Genomic DNA, 20392 nt, shown 5'->3' on the forward strand with positions numbered 1-20392 from the left:
ACTATGACTTCGCAATATCACTACACCCTGATTGCCGCCGGTGTTTGTGCGGCTTTATCTTCATTTAGTGCTACAGCAGCAGACAGTAAAACAGATACCATGGTCGTCAGTGCGTCAGGCTTCTCGCAACAACTGCGTGATGCTCCTGCTAGCGTGACTGTGATCACGGCAGACCAGCTACAAAATAAACCTGTTCGTGACCTCGCCGATGCGGTTAAAGACGTGGAAGGGGTAAGTATCGTTGGTGCTGCCAACAAACAAGATATTAATATCCGTGGCTTACCCGGCGAATACACGTTGATATTGGTCGATGGGCGTCGTCAAAATAGCCGTGAATCACGTCCAAATGGGAGTGGTGGTTTTGAAGCGGGCTTTATGCCACCTGTCGAAGCGATTGAACGCATCGAAGTGATCCGTGGACCTATGTCCTCCCTGTATGGTTCTGATGCGATGGGTGGTGTTATCAATATCATCACCAAAAAAGTGACCAATGAATGGCACGGTAGTGTGACAACAGGCGCGATTATCCAAGAAAATAGCGATAGCGGTAATTCAACCGACGGTAACTTCTACCTATCAGGCCCATTAATTCAAGATAAACTCGGCCTGCAATTATATGGTGGTGGGGACTATCGCCAGGAAGATAAAATCGCTGATGGCCATCACAAGAAAGATAATAAGAGCCTAACCGCAAAACTGACATTTACCCCAATGGACAACCAGACTTTCTTATTAGAAGCGGGTAGAACCACGCAGGAAAGGGAAGAAAAACCGGGTTACTCCCTTGCACCAACCAGTGAGTTTAATGGTAAGCCAAGAGCAAATAAACACTCTGAAATCCATAATGACCGTAACCATTTTGCTTTAACCTATAAAGGGGACTGGGATTCATTCAATACTGAGTTGAGTGTTTATCAAGAAAATACGAAAAAAAGAACCAAAACAGACATAACAGACCCTGCGACTAAAATTACAGAATATCGTTATGACGCACGAGTACCCGAAATTACCAATACTGTCGTTGATGGAAAAGTCGTGGCGTTTTTGCCGGACAATATCCTAACCGTTGGTGGTCAATTTCAGTATGCGAAACTAAAAGACACCTCAGCAACAGGTTCATCAACAACTGAAAATGCGAAGATGACCGCGGAACAACACGCTTTCTTCTTAGAAAATGAGTTCACGGCAACAGAGAATCTGATATTGACGGGTGGGTTACGTTTAGATCACCATGAGTTTTATGGCGACCACTGGAACCCAAGAGGTTATGCCGTCTATTACCTCACCGATGAGATAACCATTAAAGGGGGCGTTTCATCTGCATTCCGCGCGCCAACATTACGTGAAATTAGCCCGACTTATGGAACGTCTACTGAAAAAGGCTTAGGCATCATTCATGGTAACCCTGACCTGAAACCCGAAAAAAGTGTCAGTGAAGAAATCAGCATTGCCTATAACCATGAGTCAGGCTTTGATGCGAGCTTAACATTCTTTAATACTGATTTTAAAAATAAATTAACCAGTTATTACACTGGTGGAACTGACCCACTTACAGGCCTAAAACTGTATACCTATGATAATGTGGGTAAAGCAAACATTAAAGGGGTTGAAGTCGCAACAGGTATTCCAATTATAGAAGATTGGAAGCTGAGTTTGAACTATACCTATACCGACTCAGAACGTAAAAGTGATGATGAAAAGCTAACTAGTGGACAATCTTTAAAAGGCTATCCTTTGGATAAGACACCAAAACACTTAGCCAATGCGAAATTAGATTGGCAGTTTAGCGAAGACCTCAACTTGTATACCCGTGCGCAATATGTAGGAAAACAAGTTTGGGCTGCACAGCGTAATGGTGCATCAGTCCCTCGTTACCGTAATGGCTATACCACTATGGATGTGGGTGCGACCTATCAATTATTGAAAAATACCAAACTCAACTTTGCGGTATTAAATATTGGTAATGAAAAAGGCGATAAAATTGACGCACAAGGTGGTGGAAACTGGGATGTTGAAGACGGACGCCGCTATTGGGCGAACGTTAACGTTAGTTTCTAATTAGCTCTGAGGGTGTACCTGTTTCAGGTATGCCCTCAAAAGTATGTGATTCGGGTTGCTGAGCGTAGTCAACACCCCTGCAGCTTGAAGGATGACGAGTATTGAATAAATTATTAATTTCCAGCTTATTATTATGTATGGCAAGCAGTGCGTTCGCACGCCCTAGCCAGACTATCCCAAGTATGGATGAGCAAGTCAGCCAATTTTACGATATCCAACAAACGGATATGGCCTACGGTGACCGTGCGCTGCGCATTTACAGTGCGGTACCCTATAATGTCACCGCACAACGCCCTGTCCTGTATATGCTTGATGGTAATGGCTTATACCCCAAAGCGGTTAATCGCGCAGTTGAAAAGCTCCCTGCGGATAAACTACCGATTATTATTGGGATTGGTTACCCCATCGACGAAGCCTTTCCAAAAGCATGGCGAACGCTCGATTACACCCCACCGGTTACCGGTGACGAATTTAAACAAGGCGGAGGCTCCCCTGCGCTATACCAATTTTTAACTGACACTATTCGCCCATGGGCAGAACAGCGGCTTCCTATTGATAAAAACAAGCAAACCCTATTTGGCCATTCATTTGGTGGATTATTCACCTTGATGGCATATCAACAACAACCGGATGATTTTCAGTTTTATGTGTCTGCCAGCCCGTCATTATGGTGGGGTAAAGGAAGTATGGTGGATTTAGCGAAGCTGACAGCTAAACAAACGGCTTCCCCCCTATTTGTGACTTTAGGCGGTTTAGAAGAGAGCCCTGATTTATCCAAATTGAGCGCCGAACAAGTACAAAATTACCAAGCGCGCAAAAGTTGGATTAGCACACGCCAAGTTTGCACTGAGATTGCAAACCACCAAAGGCACTGTGAATTTACCTTATTCGATGGCAAAAACCACGGTTCAGTGATCCCTGATGCCATCGATAAAGCCCTTGATGTCGCTAGCCAATAATACTAATTGATGGGCTTTAGGAGGTCGCTGTAAAGGTCTGCTAAAACCCCCTTTTCGCCAAATTCTTTGCGGATCCACTGCGTCACAAGTCCAGTAGCCGAATGTTGTGTGGCTAATAGCATATGGGAGTCTTGTCGTGGGTTCTGAATGTGTTTTGTTACCAACAGGCCGTGTTTAACATGTTCTTTAATCATATAATCAGGTAAAAAGCCAATCCCTTCACCGAGTATCTGACACTGGCATTTAGTATTAAAATCAGGAACTTGAATTGCTTCCTGCCCATGTAGTAGCCACCCCACCCGCTTATTAATGGTATGCGCGGTATCCTCTACCATAATATTTGGATAAAGACGCAATTGGCTCTCAGCGATGGGCTCTGGCATCAGCGCCAATGGATGAGTTGCCGCAATAGCAAATTGCCAATGGATCGCACCAATTTCAGTGTAATCAATCCCACCGCCATCCATCAACGTGCCTGGAGCACCAATCGCAATATCTGCATGATTATTAATAATGGCATCCCAAACTCCATTATATACCTCTGTTGTCACGGTGATGTGGCAGGTTGCAAACTGTTTTTTTAATATTTGCAGTAACTTAGCGGTATGATAAGGCGTATATAATAACTGATTAATACAAATACGCACCCGTGCTTCAATACCTTGCTCAATGGAATAAATACTTTTTTGAATGGAATGGAAATTATTAAGCAAATCGGTCGCTTTTCGATAAAAATAATAACCCGCTTCTGTGAGTTCAATATTACGGGTATTACGAATGAACAATGCGACATCTAAATAAGTTTCAATACGTTTGATGGTATAACTTACCGCGGAGGTGGTAACGCCTAATTCTTCCGCGGCTTTACTAAAACTCGCAAATTTCGCTGCTGTTGTGTAAGTCAGTAAGTTTTCTTCCGTAAAAATTGAGTTCATACCCACCACCAAAAGTGTTTAAATTTTAGACAAATCATCTTTTTATGTGAATAAAATTCAATAACGCAAAAATCAGATTATTTTTCGAGCATATTTTTATAGCTTAACAGAATTATTAACAACTGGAATAGATTAAATTTGATATATATTTTTCCCAAGTAAAAACCATACATTTAACGTCACTATTAATATTCGAAATACCTAATATTATTGAATTTAATAGGCAAACCAAGCATTAACATTCGATACAGATGAGATCAATAAAATTACAAATTTAACAAATTAAAAACTTTCAATTTGATGTCTATCACAGAACTGAGTAAATCATGATTTTCGATTTTAATTAACAAAAAAAATCACACAATTTGGGTCTAAAAATAGTCATAAACCATCAATAAACGATAAAAAAGGATGCTCATACGCACAAAAAAGCCAGATTATTGAATTTAATTCAACAATCAAACGCCTCATTGATGAATTAAATTTAAATGGATTCTTTTTATTAATGACAATTGCTATGCTCTACACATCATAAATAATCTTCAAATTGTCTTTATCTATGTTGGTAATAAAAACCAACCTAAGGGGAAAATGATGACCGCTAGTACTCTCGCTCACGATTTTTTAACCGCAGCTGAACAAGGACAATTAGAAATATTAAAAAGTTGTCTTGAAAAAGGTGTGGATATTAATACCACCAACCGCCAAGGCCGTACGGCGATTGTTAATGCAAGCCTGAATAAACATTATGAATGTGTTTCTTTCCTAATTAATGCAGGGGCCGATATTAATAAACAAGACCAAACATGTTTTAACCCTTTCTTATTAAGCTGCCTTAATGATGACCTCACGTTGTTGCGCATTGTCTTACCTGCAAAACCAAATTTAGATTTATTAACCCGTTTTGGTGGTGTGGGCATTACACCTGCAAGTGAAAAAGGCCACGTGGAAATTGTTCGTGAATTACTTGAAAAAACCGATATTAATGTCAACCACACTAACTTTGTAGGCTGGACACCACTATTAGAAGCTATCGTGCTCAATGACGGTGGCGAAAAACAACAGCAAATCGTTAAATTGCTATTAGACCATGGTGCAAACCCACACATGACTGATAAGTATGGTAAAAAACCATTAGAGTTAGCGCGTGAAAAGGGTTACAACGAAATTGTGGAGCTACTGATTGCCGCAGGCGCATAGCGAAATCATAGACTCTAAATAGGATAAGGAGGCATGTGAACGCATCCATATCTCATCGGCAAAGGTTATACGGGCTAACGGCTGATACACATTTTCTCAATTTGTTGCATCAGCCACAACCTCAAGGAACAGTAGAACAAGTCTTTAATAAAGCCATTAACTTTTCTATTGATAATGTACTTTATACTTTGCTTTGTTCTCAGTTAGATAATGCACCAAATAGTTGCCGATTAATCAATAAAGACTTTTCTCTTTTCGATATTAAAGAAGGAGAAACCATTTATTTATTTAATAAAGAAATATTGATTGGCAGTCATTATTTAATATCATTTTCTTTATGTAAAGAATGGCAGCAACCTGTTATCAACTTTAGTGATAACAAACTGAAAAACTCAAATTATTTATTATATATCGAAGAGCAAATAAATAATTTGGATTTAATCTTAACTGAAAATAAAAATTCTCTATTTAAATATCAGGGGGATAACTTTTTTTATCTCTCTATGACAGAACAATTGGTTCAATTACGCTCTGAATTGATTGAATCAATAATTAAGAAAAATAAAGAAAACATGACTCATGTGATCCGCCAGTTTGTTGGATTAGGTATCGGGCTAACACCTTCAGGAGATGATTACTTAGTTGGGTTAATGGCATTTTTATTATTAACCGGTCATCCGGCTGCCACTTTTTACCCTGAGTTTTATCAAGGAGTAACCCACAGCCTAGGCCAGACGACACCAATCAGTGCCATCACATTAGAAAAAGCATTAAACCGAGAATTTCGAGAAAACATGCAGCAACTAATTCAATCATTAGTTGATGCGAAAGAAACAGATATTTATCCACAAATTTTAGAGATTTTAAATATCGGGTCGAGTTCTGGCAGCGACATGCTATTTGGCTTGCGAGATGCCCTGTATATCACCCATTATTTCGGAGAAAACTATGTCGACTAAAGTTGTCATAAAAAAGAATACCTATTTTGATTCCGTATCACTGATGTCTATTTCGACAAAAGCCAATCAACTCGACAATGTTGAGCAAGCGTTTGTCGCGATGGCTACAGAGATGAATAAAGGCGTTTTACGTAATTTAGGGTTACTAACCCCTGAATTAGAAGAGGCTAAAAATGGCGATTTAATGATTGTCATCAAAGGCCCAAGCGATGAAGCGAACGACGCCACATTAATTGCTATCGAAGACCTATTTAATAAGAAAAACCAGGGCGCTGGGCAACATGAAGCCAAATACGCCACCATTAATTCAGCAAAAACACATATCCCAGATGCCAACCTTGCTGTCATTTCAGTCAATGGCCAGTTTGCTGCTCGTGAAGCGCGCATTGCATTAGAAAATGACCTCAATGTCATGCTGTTTTCCGATAACGTCTCCATTGAAGATGAACTCGCACTTAAACAGCTGGCTAGCAAGAAAGGCTTGCTGATGATGGGCCCAGACTGCGGAACCGCCATTATCAACGGTACTGCGCTGTGCTTTGGTAACAATGTACGCCGTGGCAGCATTGGCATCATCGGTGCATCCGGCACCGGTAGCCAAGAACTCAGCGTCCGTATTCACGAATTTGGTGCAGGCGTTTCCCAATTAATTGGTACCGGTGGTCGCGATTTAAGCGAAAAAATTGGCGGTATCATGATGATTGACGCCCTGAAAATGCTCGATGCCGATGATGAAACCCAAGTTATCGCACTGATTTCTAAGCCACCAGCTCCTGCCGTTGCCAAGAAAGTGTTAGAACAAGCGGAAAAATGCCATAAACCTGTTGTCGTGTGTTTCTTAGGTAGCCAACCGCTACCAGAAGATAAGCCGGGTCTAACCTTTGCACAAAGCACCAAAGAAGCAGCACTGAAAGCGGTTCTATTAACCGGTATTCGCAAAGAAGATTTAGATTTACACCCTCTTAATTTACCACTTATTGATGAAGTCAGAGCAAAACTGAAACCTGAGCAGAAATATATTCGTGGCTTATTCTGTGGTGGAACGCTATGCGATGAAGCCATGTTTGCCGCCTTGGAAAAATACGATGATGTTTACAGCAATATTCAGCCAAACCCTGACTACCGCTTAAAAGACCTCAACAAAAGTATTGCACACACCTTCCTCGATTTTGGTGATGACGACTTTACCAACGGTAAACCGCACCCAATGATCGACCCTACCAACCGTATTGAACGCTTATTACAAGAGGCTCGCGACCCTGAAGTTGGCGTCATTATGATGGACTTCGTTTTAGGTTTTGGTTCTCACGAAGACCCAGTCGGCGTGATGATCGACGCGATTAAAGAAGCGAAGAATATTGCCAAACAAGATGGGCGTGAACTAGAAATTTTAGGCTATGTGCTAGGGACTGACCAAGACACACCATCGATGGATGCGCAGGTCAAAATGCTAACAGATGCCGGTGTTATCTGGGCAAGTAGCAGCACCAATACGGGTTTATTAGGGCGTGAGTTTGTATGGAAAGGGGAGAAAGCATAATGACTTCATTATTTAAGCAGCCATTAAATGTCATCAATATTGGCATCGAAATGTTCAGTGATGACCTGAAAAAACAGTATGTTCCGGTCACTCATTTAAATTGGACTCCTCCAGGACAAGGCAACGTTGCGGTTATTCGCGCCCTCGACCAAATTGAAGGTAATGCCACGCTACAAGAAAAAATTGCAGCGGCTAATGCCCAAGCACTTGAGCGTATTATTCAATCTCAGCCTGTGTTAATCGGTTACGACCAAGCGATTAACGTGGTTCCAGGCATGACCAAAAACACTATCCTGCACGCAGGCCCACCGGTTGCTTGGAAAGATATGTGTGGCGCGATGAAAGGTGCGGTGACGGGCGCGCTGGTTTTCGAAGGCTTGGCAAAAGATTTAGCCGATGCAGAGCGTGTTGCGGCCTCGGGGGAAATCATTTTCTCACCTTGCCATGAACACGATTGTGTTGGCTCAATGGCAGGTGTCACTTCAGCATCAATGTTTATGCATATTGTTGAAAATAAAACCTATGGCAACCGTGCGTTTACTAACCTCAGTGAGCAAATGGCTAAAATCCTGCGTATGGGCGCCAACGACCAAAGCGTGATTGACCGATTAAATTGGATGCGTGATGTCTTAGGTCCAATGCTGCGCGACGCAATGAAAATCGTTGGTGAAATCGACCTGCGCTTGATGCTTGCGCAAGCACTGCATATGGGTGATGAGTGCCATAACCGTAACAATGCAGGAACAACCTTACTTATCCAAGCGCTCACGACTGGGATCATTCAAACTGATTTCTCTGTCGCGCAGCAAAAAGAAGTCTTTGATTTTGTTGCAAGCAGCGATTACTTCTCCGGCCCAACGTGGATGGCGATGTGTAAAGCTTCGATGGATGCCGCTCACGGTATCGAATACAGCACCGTTGTCACCACTATGGCGCGTAATGGCTATGAGTTTGGCTTACGTATCAGTGGGTTACCGGGACAGTGGTTCACAGGACCTTCTCAGCAAGTTATCGGCCCGATGTTTGCAGGCTACAAACCTGAAGACTCTGGTTTAGATATCGGTGACTCTGCAATCACAGAAACCTACGGTATTGGCGGTTTTGCTATGGCAACAGCGCCAGCAATTGTGGCACTCGTTGGCGGTACGGTAGAAGAAGCGGTCGATTTCTCTCGCCAAATGCGTGAAATCACCTTAGGTGAGAACCCGAACGTGACTATTCCATTACTGGGCTTTATGGGTATCCCTACCGCTATTGATATTACGAAGGTTTCAGCCAGCGGTATTTTACCTGTAATCAACACAGCCATTGCCCATAAAGATGCGGGCATCGGTATGATTGGGGCAGGTATTGTTCACCCGCCGTTTGATTGCTTTGAAAAAGCCATGTTGGCCTACGCACAGAAATATGCTTAGTTTTCAATCATAAAAAAGACGCCCAACTCCGGTTGGGCAATAATAAAATATCAATACCCAAATTATTTACATACAGAAGTAAAACAAAAACTACTTTGTTGCGGCTTAAAATGAGTAAGCAGTTACCCAAAATAATTTAAGTTGCAGCAAGGCGGCAAACGAGGATATCTCAGGGAGCATACTTCAGTATGTGACCTGTGTAGCCGAGTGTAGCCAACACAGTTGCAGCTTAAAGTATGATGGGTAATGACGGGTATGGGAGAATACTTATGAGTATACTAAATATTAAATGGAAACGTGGGGATTTGGCCGCCTACTTCGGCTTAATGACCAATAACCTAACTAACCTACTCACCATGATGGGTCTCTTGATTTTCGTTGTCGGCATCCCATCAGAAATTGTTTACGGCCGTATCGCTCCTGCCTTTGGTTTCGCTGTTTTACTTGCCAGCGTAAGCTACGCTTACTTTGGCCAGCAAATGATAAAGCAAACTGGGCGCGATGACGTAACAGCTCTTCCATCAGGCCCGAGTGCCCCTTCTATCTTTACGGTGACGTTCTTAGTCATCATGCCTGTCTACCAGACAACACAGAATGCCGAATTTGCGATCCAAATCGCACTAGTTTGGTGTTTTGTCGAGTCAATGATCCTCGTCGGTGGTTCTTTCTTAGGTGAAACCATCCGTAAAATGATCCCTCGCACCGTACTGTTATCCTGTTTGTCCGGTTTAGGATTACTGTTACTGGCGATGAACCCGATGCTGCAAGCGTTTGAAGCACCAACGGTTTCATTCATTGTGCTGTTATTAATTTTCATTAACTGGTTTGGTAAAAAACCGATTTTTGCTCGCATCCCAACAGGCTTATTACTGCTAATTGCTGGTACCGTACTGGCATGGGCTTCCGGCTTGCAAAGTGCAGAAGCAATCAAAGATTCAATGGCATCATTTGGCTTCAACCCACCAGGTATCCATATTGATAGCTTCTTCCAAGGCCTTCCTCACGCTCTGCCTTACTTAGCGTCTGCGGTGCCACTTGGCTTAGCAAACTATATCTTCGACCTTGAAAATATTGAAAGTGCGCATGCTGCTGGTGATGAATATAATACTCGTAAAGTCATGTTAGCTAACGGCTTATCATCTACTGTCGGTTGTTTTCTGGGTAACCCATTCCCAGTAACCGTTTATGTGGGTCACGCGGGTTGGAAAGCGATGGGCGCAAGCGTGGGTTATACCTTAGCATCCGGTATCACCATGTTTATCGTCCCACTATTCGGTATCGGTGCCTTTATGTTAGCGATTATTCCAATGACCGCTATCGTGCCAATACTGGTGTTTATCGGGGTTGTCACCGCCAACCAAGTGGTACGAGAAACGCCAAAAATTGAAGTCCCCGTTATCTTTATCTGCCTGTTCCCATGGATTGCTAACTGGGCATTGACGATGGTTAATAGTGTTATGGGCGCGGCAGGTACCTCTGCAAGTGCAATTGGTGTTGAAACCTTGTTACACAAAGGGGTTTATTACCAAGGTCTGGTTCATTTAGGTAACGGGGCACCTTTAGCCAGTATGTTGTGGGGCTGTATTGCTATCTTTGCTATCCTCAACCAGCCACTGCGTGGAGCTATTGCTGCTGCAGCGGGAGCAATATTAGTCTTCTTCGGAATTATTCACTCCCCAGCGGTCGGAATTGCCACCGGTTCGACCTTGATGTTTGTTTACGCATACCTCATGATGGCGGCTTTGTTTGTACTCAAGCACTTTTTAGATAGCCGAAAATCTGTGGAAGAGCAACAAGCTGAAAAATCTGAGAAACTCAGTAAGTCAGTGTAATCCAGCACACTTTACAGGGTCGATGTACTCAACTCAGTACACCGACCCTCAGTTAACTCTCTGTATCAGGATACATTAACAATGAAAGAACTCGTGGTTGTTGCCATCGGGGGCAACAGTATTATCAAAGATAACAACAGCCAGTCTATCGAAGCTCAAGAAAAAGCCGTTCAAGAAGTCGCACATCATATTAGTGACATGCTGGAAGGCGATTACAACATTGTTTTGACCCATGGAAATGGACCCCAAGTTGGATTAGATTTGCGCCGTGCTGAGATTGCCCATGAAACCGAAGGTTTGCCGTTAACACCGCTGGCTAACTGCGTAGCGGATACGCAAGGTGGAATTGGCTATTTAGTTCAACAAGCGCTGACTAACGTCTTAGCAAAACGCCATAACCGACAAGCGATTACGGTAGTGACACAAGTTGAAGTCGATAAAAACGACCCAAACTTTAGCGCGCCTACCAAGCCGATTGGGGCATTTTTCACTGAGCAACAAGCTCAGCAATTGCAGCAAGAAAACCCAAACTGGCATTTTGTTGAAGACTCTGGCCGCGGTTACCGCCGTGTGGTGGCCTCCCCCGAACCAAAACGAGTCATTGAATCACAAGCTATCCGCACCTTAACAGAACACAATTATGTGGTGGTTGCTGCAGGTGGTGGTGGTATTCCAGTCATTGACAACGGCAATGGTGGCTACAAAAGTGTTGACGCGGTGATTGATAAAGACCTCTCAACAACTTTACTGGCGAAAGAGCTCAATGCCGATATTTTAATTATCACCACAGGTGTCGAAAAAGTGTGTATTCACTTCGGCAAACCTGAACAAAAAGCACTCGGTGAAACCAGCACCCGCGACATGCAGCGTTATATGGAAGAAGGCCATTTCCCTGCGGGTAGCATGTTACCGAAGATTGAAGCCAGCCTATCGTTTATTGCCAATGGTGGTAAACGCGTGATCATCACCACCCCTGAAAAGCTACCAGAAGCCTTACGCGGTGAAACGGGAACCCATATTATTCAAGGGTAAGTTTCTATAATCTGGATCATGCGAATTTTTTGTTAATCGCAAATTGCAGTATCCCTCAGATCGTTTAATGACGATCTGAGTGGGTAAGTGTCGCTTAAAAACAGGAAATTCGACAGTAAATGGATATCACTAGGAGTTTCTATGAAAGCAGAAAAATCATCAGGCAGAAGAGAGTTCCTTTCCACCAGCGCTAAAGTCGCAGCCGCTTGCACTTTATTCGGCGCGGTATCGGGCTTTGCCTCCGCTCAAGGCCAAACTAGCCAAAAAGCAGGCCTATCTAGTATTACGGATAAACATTATTACCTCGATGACGTATTACTCGAAACTGGCTTTAATTATCAGGACTCAACGGTCGTCGGCACCCAAACCGCATTACATACGGTAGAAATCCGGGACGGTAAAATTGCAGCTGTTTTACCGAATAAACAGCATGCAGATGGCACATTAAATGCCTATAGTGCGCAAGGTAAACTGATGCTACCGGCCTTTCGTGACATGCATATCCACCTTGATAAAACCTTCTATGGCGGGCCATGGCAAGCACCACAGTCACGTGAAGGCAAAACCATCATGGATATGATCGCGTTAGAGCAAAAATTGTTACCTGAATTACAACCCTTCACGGAAGAAAGAGCAAATGCGCTGATCGCACTGATCCAATCCCAAGGATCAACGATTGCGCGTAGCCATTGTAATATAGAGCCCGTTTCCGGTTTAAAAAATTTAGAAGCCTTACAAAAAGTGCTTGGTGAACACCAACAAGACCTCACTTGCGAAATTGTCGCCTTTCCACAACATGGCTTATTACACTCCAAGTCAGAAGGTTTAATGCGTGAAGCCATGCAAGCAGGCGCTCATTACGTTGGCGGTTTAGACCCAACCAATGTAGATAGCGCGATGGAAAAATCCCTCGATTCGATGTTCCAAATTGCGTTGGACTACAACAAAGGCGTGGATATTCATCTGCATGAAACGAGCCCAGCAGGCGTTGCCGCTATCAATTATATGATTAAAACAGTGGATGAAAACCGCAGCTTGCGCGGCAAAGTAACCATCAGCCATGCCTTTGCACTGGCAACACTCACCCCTGAACAAGCGGAAAAAACGGCAAAACAGTTAGCTGAGCAACAAATCACCATTGCCTCTACCGTCCCGATTGGCACACTGCATATGCCACTGAAAACCCTAAATAAAAATGGGGTATTTGTGATGACCGGAACGGACAGTGTGATTGACCATTGGTCGCCCTTTGGCCTAGGCGATATGCTAGAAAAAGCCAATTTGTACGCGCAGCTGTATACTCGCCCTGATGAGCTATCGCTATCCCGTTCACTTGCCATCGCAACAGGCAATATTCTGCCGTTAGATGAAAAAGGCCAACAAGTGTGGCCAGCTAAAGGGGATGATGCCAGCTTTGTGCTACTCGATGCATCTTGTTCTGCCGAAGCCGTCGCACGGATCTCACCAAGGTTCGCGACTTTCCATAAAGGCCATTTAGCCCACGGAATGATGCCAAAGTCTGCAGCATAATGATAAAAGAATAGCGCCTATAGGGGCTATTCTTTTATGCTTCGGTTAAATACCGTGGCCTTCTGTTTTTATTTGACACTCAATAGGTACTCGACAATGTCTCGTAAATTATGCCATTTCATCCAAACTGCATCGTGAATTGGCTGCTCTGTATACTGCTCGATAGCCGCTATCAACTCTAACATTTCCAGCGAATCAATATGGACATCACGGATCAACTCAGAATCTATCGTAAGGACCTTTTCGATGCCCGAATAAGTCCGTATGAATTGAATTTGCTCTGAAAGCCATTGCCAGTGAATGTCTGTTTGTTCATTTTTCAATTGGTTTCTCACTCTGGTGTGGTGTAAGCGTCTTTCTTGCTTTGGTCACGCGTTAACGCACCTCTTTCAGTTAACGTCACTGGCTTACCCGTATTTGGAATATGTGAGTAAGTATCCACGACTGTTTTAACTGCTTCACGGTCGCCTTGGTAGATTGCCTTATCTAATAAATTACGGGTGAGTGCGCCATTTGCTGATAATGTCACCGCTTTTTGATCTTTTTGCTCTTTGAGTACCCAGCGGTTATTTTTGTCCTTTTGATAAGTATTAGGTGAAAACGTAGTTTCCTGCCTTGAAGGTGCTGAATAGTTCAGCTGCTCCTGAGCAATAGTATTTGATTTCCTCACTAATAAAGGCCGGGATTCCAAAAGGGCTTCTTGTCTTATTGGGTCTACATTAGGCTTTGTTTCTTTGGCTGCATCTTTTATCCCCAATAAAACATTAAAATCTATTGCTGGTTTTTTATTCATTCCATCCAGTGCCATATCATCTATCATTTGTTGACTAGCGACTTGACCATTTTCTTGATTGTTACCTTCAACCTGCTGCTCTTTAGGATCTACATGTTTATCATTTGTATTTGTATTTGTGTTTGCAGTCCCCTGCATCACATTATAGATATTGTTAACGTTAACCGTTATAGGTTTAGTTGGCGGAGAGGGCGCTTCTTTGTTGTCATCAGAAATACTTTCGTTACCACCATCCACGCTATCCTCTGGTTTGATCTTTTTATCTGGATTTGGAGCTGCCGTATTTTCAGTCTCATCATCCGTTTTTATAGAAACAGTTAACTCCTTCATAGTTTCAAGATACTGTTCCACCCCCGAAAATATAATATCTAGATGTAAGTGTTTATCAACTGATCCATCAGACTTATGTTTTTTCAGCTGATTTTTCGCTTCCATAATTAATTCATTTTTTGTGTTAAAAAGAAAATTAACAAATAATTTATCGATCGGGAATTCTTCGATGGTTTTTTCAGTTAACAAAGATGTTAATTTTTCTTTAGCTTTAGGCTTAACATATTTATTAAAAAAACGTTGAGACAAATCATCAATATTTCTTTCACTCCAGATATTATTAAAAGGCATTGCTTTAAAGACTTCTTTCAATGATTTAGCCAGCTGTTTAGTATCTTTATTATTACTATCATTAACTTGCTTAATTAATTTTGCCATACAGTCTAATATATTTGACTTTTTAATTTCCTCATCAGTTAACAATGTCAAAACAACAAATATATTTTTAGAAATATATTGCAACTCTTTTTCTTCTAAATAGCCATCAGCCCCTAAATTTTGGGTTTTGGTTATCATTTCCAAACTAATATCAGGGTATTTCTCGCTTAATAGCGATTTAACTATATTCGCCTGCAAATCCTGATTACTAGGATGTAACCCTTTATTATCACCTGGAATATCATATATTTTATTAATACATTTTTCTTTGACAGGAAAAAGAGCTTCCTGACCTGTATTATTAATTTCATTTATATTATTTGAAAATGATTTTTTATTTTCAAATATAGGTAATGATTTATTTTGGCTTGAAGTTAATTTTTTTATTTCCATTGTCCCTCCTTATTTTCGAGTATAGAGTGAAATTAAATATATAGTTTCACTCTATAGGTTAAATTTAAATTCTGACATTACATATTGACGTAGCCATTATTATATTGCTGTAAATCTTTATAGAGTTGAATAAGTAGCTGAGTTAAGGTTTCAAAATGGCTATTATCTTGTCGAAAGGTTTCTAATAAACGTGATACTGAGCTATTAATCGCATTTTTTTGACTATCAATGGCTGTTTGTAAGCTTTGGTATTCTTGTGACAAAATATCACTACCATCTTTATCCCAAGTTGCCGAAGAGTGATTCAATGCATAAAAAATTTCTTTTACTGGCTTTAAATCTGGAAATACGCATAACTTTCCATCCATTCGCTCAATAATAAACCCTTGCCCTGATAATTTTTTTTCCCAAAAAGCATACTCTTGCTCAGTACCTTTTATCTCCATTAGCGGCTCAGCATTATCAAAATCAGGCTTCCATTTTCCAAAATATTCGCCAACACTTTTTCGGGCAGGTTTCTTTTTTTCTGCTGTAATACCATCAACTTCCCTGATTACACTCGTACCCGAATATTTCGCAACCATTTCATCCATAGCCCTTAAAGTGTCTTCTAATTTGATATGTATTTTACCATCTTCACCCGCCTCTATATAACGAGATAGCTTACTTACCATGGTATTCATATCTTGCATATATTGGGTTGATGCTTTTACTAATTCACCGTATTTTTTTTGGTAATTCGTATGAATATTATCAATCATTCCAGATAACCCATTTATATGCGAGCGGCCATCTTCGAGAGTTTCCACTCTTCTTGTCGCTCTTAATGCCTTAGCCTCCGCATAAGTATCATTCACATATTTATTTTCGAGTTCCAGAGTATTCGCTCTAAGCTGAATCTCTTTAGGAGAATGATTTTTCTGTTGCTGCTGATAAGTCTCTTCTGGCACCGAATATTGAATTTGATTTAATTTATCAAGGATTTGTAGATAGAGCTGATGTGATTTATCAGACGCAGTTTTCTCCTCATGAATGGGAATTGGTTCTTGCTTTGTCGGAACCAATTCCGCCATCGGCTGATATTCAAAGAAACTATCTAGACTGCTACTATTACAGCAACCCATAGCTTTTAGCCTCTTACCATACTTTGCATTGTTCTTAGGCTACCTTCACGAATTTCACGTAAATGCTCTTGCATTTGTTTCGCAATATCCTGGCTCTTATCAATTTGTTTATCTTTATCGGAGTAAACTGAACGTGCAGTGTCTGCCACGGATTGTTCAATCATTTTATCCGCTTCTGCCGATTTCACATTAACTTGATTTGACGCTGTCGCTAATTGACCCGCGTTATCTGACATTCGAGAGGCTAGCTCTGCCACGCCCATTTGCACGCGAGATTTGTTCATGACTTGCTCGTGCTTTTCATGCTGTGACAGCCCCAAATCTTTCGTACGTTTGCTTGCTTCTTCAATTCTTTGGCTTGCAAGATTCTTTTGACTTTGTGTCGCTTGATTACTCAGCGTCACTGTTGAGCCATCTTTCCCCACTAAACTCAAGGTATTCGGTTTCGTTGCATCGCTTCCCACGTTGCCATTTAACCCAGATAACTTACTTGCACCACTGATGTTTTGATTTCCTGGTATTAAGTTATTTTTAATCGATTGGTGTTGTTGGCGCAGCCCTCTTGCTTGGAAAGCGCTGCCCGCAGCGGTAATCGCGAGAGAAGTAAAGAAGCCCATCATCGCGCCTTTAAATGTTTCTTTCCCTTCACGAATTGTTGAGTCTGCAGAAGCTTGTACCATTTTGGCATTTAATTGCAGAAATTCCGCACTAATACGCCGGTCTGAAATATTGATTTCTGCCATCACTTTGCGGATAATTTTCGACAGCTCCACCAGTAAATCATTACTAATAATTCCAACAAACGAGTTATTCTTAATACTATCAATAGGTTCTTGACCTTTATTACCACTATCAACCCGCCCTGAAGGTGAATCTTTGAAGAAACTACTGGCAATCAAAACTTGAACGGCTTGGGACATTTGTTTTAAATCAGCTTCATCTGGTAACTGAGCATCTCCAATAAGCTGTTCAATATGACTTTTTTCTTCTGTTAACACCTTGCCAATTGCCTGCTGAATATTTTCTGGCGTTAGTGTTCGGAAGGTATGAAGATCATCCAATGTGGCTAACTTATCGGAGTTCGTTAACGCAGAAATATCCGCAAGCATCTGGTCATCATGTATTGAAAATTGAGTTACTTTTAATAATGGCTTGTCCATCTGCATCTCAGGCCCTGATGCCACGGTGTGCACATCATTTAATTGCACTCCCTGCAGTAAAGGAGTGGCTACTGCTTTTGTATTACTGTTAGTTACTGGGGAAACGTCACCAAAATTAACAGGATTACGACGTAAAACGGGATTACTTAGTTCTGATTGAATATTAAGACTCATTTGATAAATTCCTATATTAATTATGCAAAGCGGGCGGTTTTCAGTGTATTGGCTTTCACTTGACCTGAATGATTTAATGACGTCAGCATTCCACTGAACATTTCCTCAAATTTCTCATAATTTTGAGACATGGATTTCAATAAGCTTTTTAATAATTCATCCAACGCTTGAATGGCTTCACTGTTAAGCATCATCCCTGCAAGCATTTCTTTCATATCTCTAATTTGGCCCGCTGCATGCAAATTTAGCCCTCCGGTTGTCGCCGCATTCGCAACCGTTAATGCCGCTCCGGTTCCCTTCATTCCTACTTCGAGGCGAGCCGCTGCAACACTTTGAGTTTTAACCGTGTTTACGGTTTTATCTGAGTTTTTAGTGATACCCGTAACATTGTCAGTTTGGTCTGCGACTTTATCTGCCGCTTTCGCAATATCTTTCATGTCATCGGCTTTTTTAGCGACCTTAGTGGTGGTTTTTACGGCTTGCTGTAAGTCATCAATGCTATCTGCCAACTTACTAAACTTAGTAAGCACTACCATGTCATCTGCCGATTTCCCTACCTTTCCGGCCCCATTTGCGATATTACCTAAGGCACTCATCAAACTATTTGGCATCGACTTAATGATGCTTTTCAATAATGTCCCTGCATTTTTAGCCAGCGTTTTTACTACCTTGCCGGCAACATTACCGATGTTTTTCACAAAAGATGACATCGAAGCTAATGAGAGGGCTAGGAATGCGATTGCGGCCAAAATCATTCCAACAATACTCCCAATTTGTTTCGCTTTTTCCTCAGGAACACCAAAAGCCATCAACATGTCGGTAACAGCACTAGAAATTTCCGTTGCTAGCATCTGCATAAGGCTACTTTGCCCCGTTTCTTCTAAAACGATATCAGCCACTGAAATAGCAATACCGATAGCAGCAACTGCAAGCGTTAATGGTGCAGCGGCGCCAAACGTCGCAACGGTGGCGATAACAGACACGGCAAGCATCACATAACTAAAAATTTTACTGGCACAAGAGGCCGCTTTGTTTGCTTCATCAGCTTTACGCTGGGCTTCTTCCGCTTCTTTGGCCTTTTTATCTGAGTCTTTTCGGGTAGCTTCATTGATGGTTGCCATCACTTCTTCTTGCTCTTTCATATTACGAATCGAATCTTCATTCATCGATTTTTTCAGCTGAGCTGTTAGCATCGTGAGCAATGCCAGAGTGTTTTCCCATTTTTCACCATCAACCTCAACGCGGCGTGGTGCTGTTTCTACAAATTGATTGAGTTTCTTGGCATCTTCATTCGCGTCTTTCGCATAATTACCAGCTAACTCAAGCAAGTTATCAATTTTAGTCCCTAAACTGGTAATCTTTGTATTTTCCGCCTTAATTTGCAGGCTAATCTCTTCTTGGTTGCCGCCTTGCTGAGACTGAAGACTCGCTAAACGCTCTTTACTTTCAACACGTTCTTGTTTTAACGCATTAACTTCATTATTAAGTTCGCTGGCTTTATTCGTATTATTTGAAAAAGAATTTAATAAATCATTCCCTTTTTCTCGAAGTGAATTTGATTCTATATTCAACAATTGGAGACGATTAGCTAACTCACTAATATTTCCTTCATGTAATAATTGGCGTAATGTTGAAAGGCTCTCAACGAGTATTGAAGACGCGTTAAATCCCTTTTCCTTTAGTGATAATTTTTCCTCTTTTGCCGCGGCGGCCTTGAACATAACGGATAAATTGTTTTTGGGTGCCGGTAACTGTGGTGCGTTCTCAATGCGGCTACGCTTCATCTGCTCTGCTGACGTTAACTCCTCACACGCCATTTCCAAAACCAATACCGACTTGAGGCAATCATCCCCTAATCCAATAGGATTACTGCCTTGTAGAAATGTATGAATATTATTTATTCGTTCATTACTTGAATTGGTAATTTGAACCATATAATTTCCTCTACTTCATATTAGGTTTTTATTTTCTAAACTTGTTTTTCTAGTTTCTTTTCCAATGCGGTTAAATAAGCTTGAGATTTATTTTGTAAATCAACATCGGTACTACTTTTTACAACGCTCTCAAAACAATGAATTGCCGCACTACTTTTTTTCATCATTAAATTACATTGCCCTGCATGAAAAAGTGGGCGGTAATCATTTTTCGCCAATACAAATGCGAGAGCATATAATTCAGTTGCTTTGTCATATCGCTTCGTTAATTGATAGACAGCCGCCAGCCCCATCACATAGTCTGTATTATAGAAATCATAAATACTTAAAAATCTAAAAAAAGTTTCTGCTTCTTTTAATTTACCTTGCTGATAGAATTCGTATGCATAGGAATAAATGCCATCCATTGTGCTCTGTGGGATCCCGTGAATATCTTTATAAGTCGCCCCATCCATTAATGCAGACGTGATATTATCAAGTAACCCTTCCATGTCAGCGCTTTGAAAACACTCTGTTTCCGTATTATTCATATATTTACCTTATTGTTGATATGCAATACATAACGCACACTTTATGCTTGCATCATAATTAACCCATTTAGTTCTTTCTTTAAAAAAACGATTTAAGTAATAAATAAATTATTAAT

At 41.4% G+C, this 20392-nt stretch carries 16 protein-coding genes; 9 read left to right on the forward strand and 7 right to left on the reverse strand.

Annotation, left to right across the window (positions count from 1 at the left end):
- Positions 1-3: 3 nt before the first annotated feature.
- On the forward strand, positions 4-2058 hold the full coding sequence (locus tag PSF67_RS07165; protein WP_210848622.1) for a TonB-dependent receptor domain-containing protein: 2055 nt from the start codon (positions 4-6) through the stop codon (positions 2056-2058).
- A 101-nt stretch (positions 2059-2159) separates the two neighbouring features.
- The gene (locus PSF67_RS07170) at positions 2160-3017 is read left to right on the forward strand and encodes an alpha/beta hydrolase (RefSeq protein WP_232368215.1); all 858 of its coding nucleotides are present in this window, start codon (positions 2160-2162) and stop codon (positions 3015-3017) included.
- A 2-nt stretch (positions 3018-3019) separates the two neighbouring features.
- Here PSF67_RS07170 and PSF67_RS07175 read toward each other — a convergent pair whose 3' ends face one another.
- Entirely contained in the window at positions 3020-3952 is a 933-nt protein-coding gene (locus PSF67_RS07175; RefSeq protein WP_102138776.1) for a LysR substrate-binding domain-containing protein, read from the reverse strand.
- A gap of 594 nt (positions 3953-4546) precedes the next feature.
- Here PSF67_RS07175 and PSF67_RS07180 point away from each other — a divergent pair.
- From PSF67_RS07180 to PSF67_RS07210, 7 genes are all read left to right on the forward strand, one after another.
- Positions 4547-5152, forward strand: coding sequence for an ankyrin repeat domain-containing protein (locus tag PSF67_RS07180; protein WP_102138775.1), 606 nt, complete (start codon positions 4547-4549; stop codon positions 5150-5152).
- A gap of 35 nt (positions 5153-5187) precedes the next feature.
- Positions 5188-6111 carry a DUF2877 domain-containing protein gene (locus tag PSF67_RS07185; protein WP_272676693.1) on the forward strand — a complete coding sequence of 308 codons (924 nt, stop codon included), beginning with the start codon at positions 5188-5190 and terminating at the stop codon, positions 6109-6111.
- Complete coding sequence (fdrA, locus tag PSF67_RS07190; protein WP_272676694.1) at positions 6101-7651, forward strand: acyl-CoA synthetase FdrA; 1551 nt, start codon at positions 6101-6103, stop codon at positions 7649-7651. Before PSF67_RS07185 ends, fdrA begins: the two co-directional genes overlap by 11 nt.
- A complete protein-coding gene (locus PSF67_RS07195; protein ID WP_272676695.1) occupies positions 7651-9066 on the forward strand; it encodes a DUF1116 domain-containing protein in 1416 nt (471 codons plus the stop codon). The genes fdrA and PSF67_RS07195 overlap by 1 nt, the downstream gene beginning before the upstream one ends.
- A gap of 269 nt (positions 9067-9335) precedes the next feature.
- Positions 9336-10898 carry a xanthine permease gene (locus tag PSF67_RS07200; RefSeq protein ID WP_102138771.1) on the forward strand — a complete coding sequence of 521 codons (1563 nt, stop codon included), beginning with the start codon at positions 9336-9338 and terminating at the stop codon, positions 10896-10898.
- 81 nt (positions 10899-10979) lie between these two features.
- Positions 10980-11930 (forward strand): carbamate kinase family protein, encoded by a 951-nt coding sequence (locus PSF67_RS07205; RefSeq protein WP_102138770.1) that lies wholly within the window; start codon positions 10980-10982, stop codon positions 11928-11930.
- Positions 11931-12071: 141 nt separating this feature from the next.
- Complete coding sequence (locus tag PSF67_RS07210) at positions 12072-13460, forward strand: amidohydrolase family protein (RefSeq protein ID WP_102138769.1); 1389 nt, start codon at positions 12072-12074, stop codon at positions 13458-13460.
- Between the two features lie 68 nt (positions 13461-13528).
- On the opposite strand, the gene PSF67_RS07215 is transcribed toward PSF67_RS07210, so the two are convergent.
- From PSF67_RS07215 to sicA, 6 genes are all read right to left on the reverse strand, one after another.
- Complete coding sequence (locus PSF67_RS07215) at positions 13529-13783, reverse strand: acyl carrier protein (protein ID WP_195698021.1); 255 nt, start codon at positions 13781-13783, stop codon at positions 13529-13531.
- Between the two features lie 8 nt (positions 13784-13791).
- A complete protein-coding gene (locus PSF67_RS07220; RefSeq protein WP_272676696.1) occupies positions 13792-15354 on the reverse strand; it encodes a hypothetical protein in 1563 nt (520 codons plus the stop codon).
- 77 nt (positions 15355-15431) lie between these two features.
- Positions 15432-16478, reverse strand: coding sequence for an IpaD/SipD/SspD family type III secretion system needle tip protein (locus PSF67_RS07225; protein WP_272676697.1), 1047 nt, complete (start codon positions 16476-16478; stop codon positions 15432-15434).
- A 5-nt stretch (positions 16479-16483) separates the two neighbouring features.
- A complete protein-coding gene (locus PSF67_RS07230; protein WP_206276891.1) occupies positions 16484-17812 on the reverse strand; it encodes a type III secretion target, IpaC/SipC family protein in 1329 nt (442 codons plus the stop codon).
- A gap of 20 nt (positions 17813-17832) precedes the next feature.
- Positions 17833-19746 (reverse strand): type III secretion system translocon subunit SctE, encoded by a 1914-nt coding sequence (gene sctE / locus PSF67_RS07235; protein WP_272676698.1) that lies wholly within the window; start codon positions 19744-19746, stop codon positions 17833-17835.
- 35 nt (positions 19747-19781) lie between these two features.
- Complete coding sequence (sicA, locus tag PSF67_RS07240) at positions 19782-20276, reverse strand: type III secretion system translocator chaperone SicA (RefSeq protein WP_102138765.1); 495 nt, start codon at positions 20274-20276, stop codon at positions 19782-19784.
- Between the last annotated feature and the right edge of the window lie 116 nt (positions 20277-20392).

Source organism: Providencia sp. PROV076 (genome assembly GCF_028483405.1).
Classification (GTDB): Bacteria; Pseudomonadota; Gammaproteobacteria; order Enterobacterales; family Enterobacteriaceae; genus Providencia; species Providencia huaxiensis.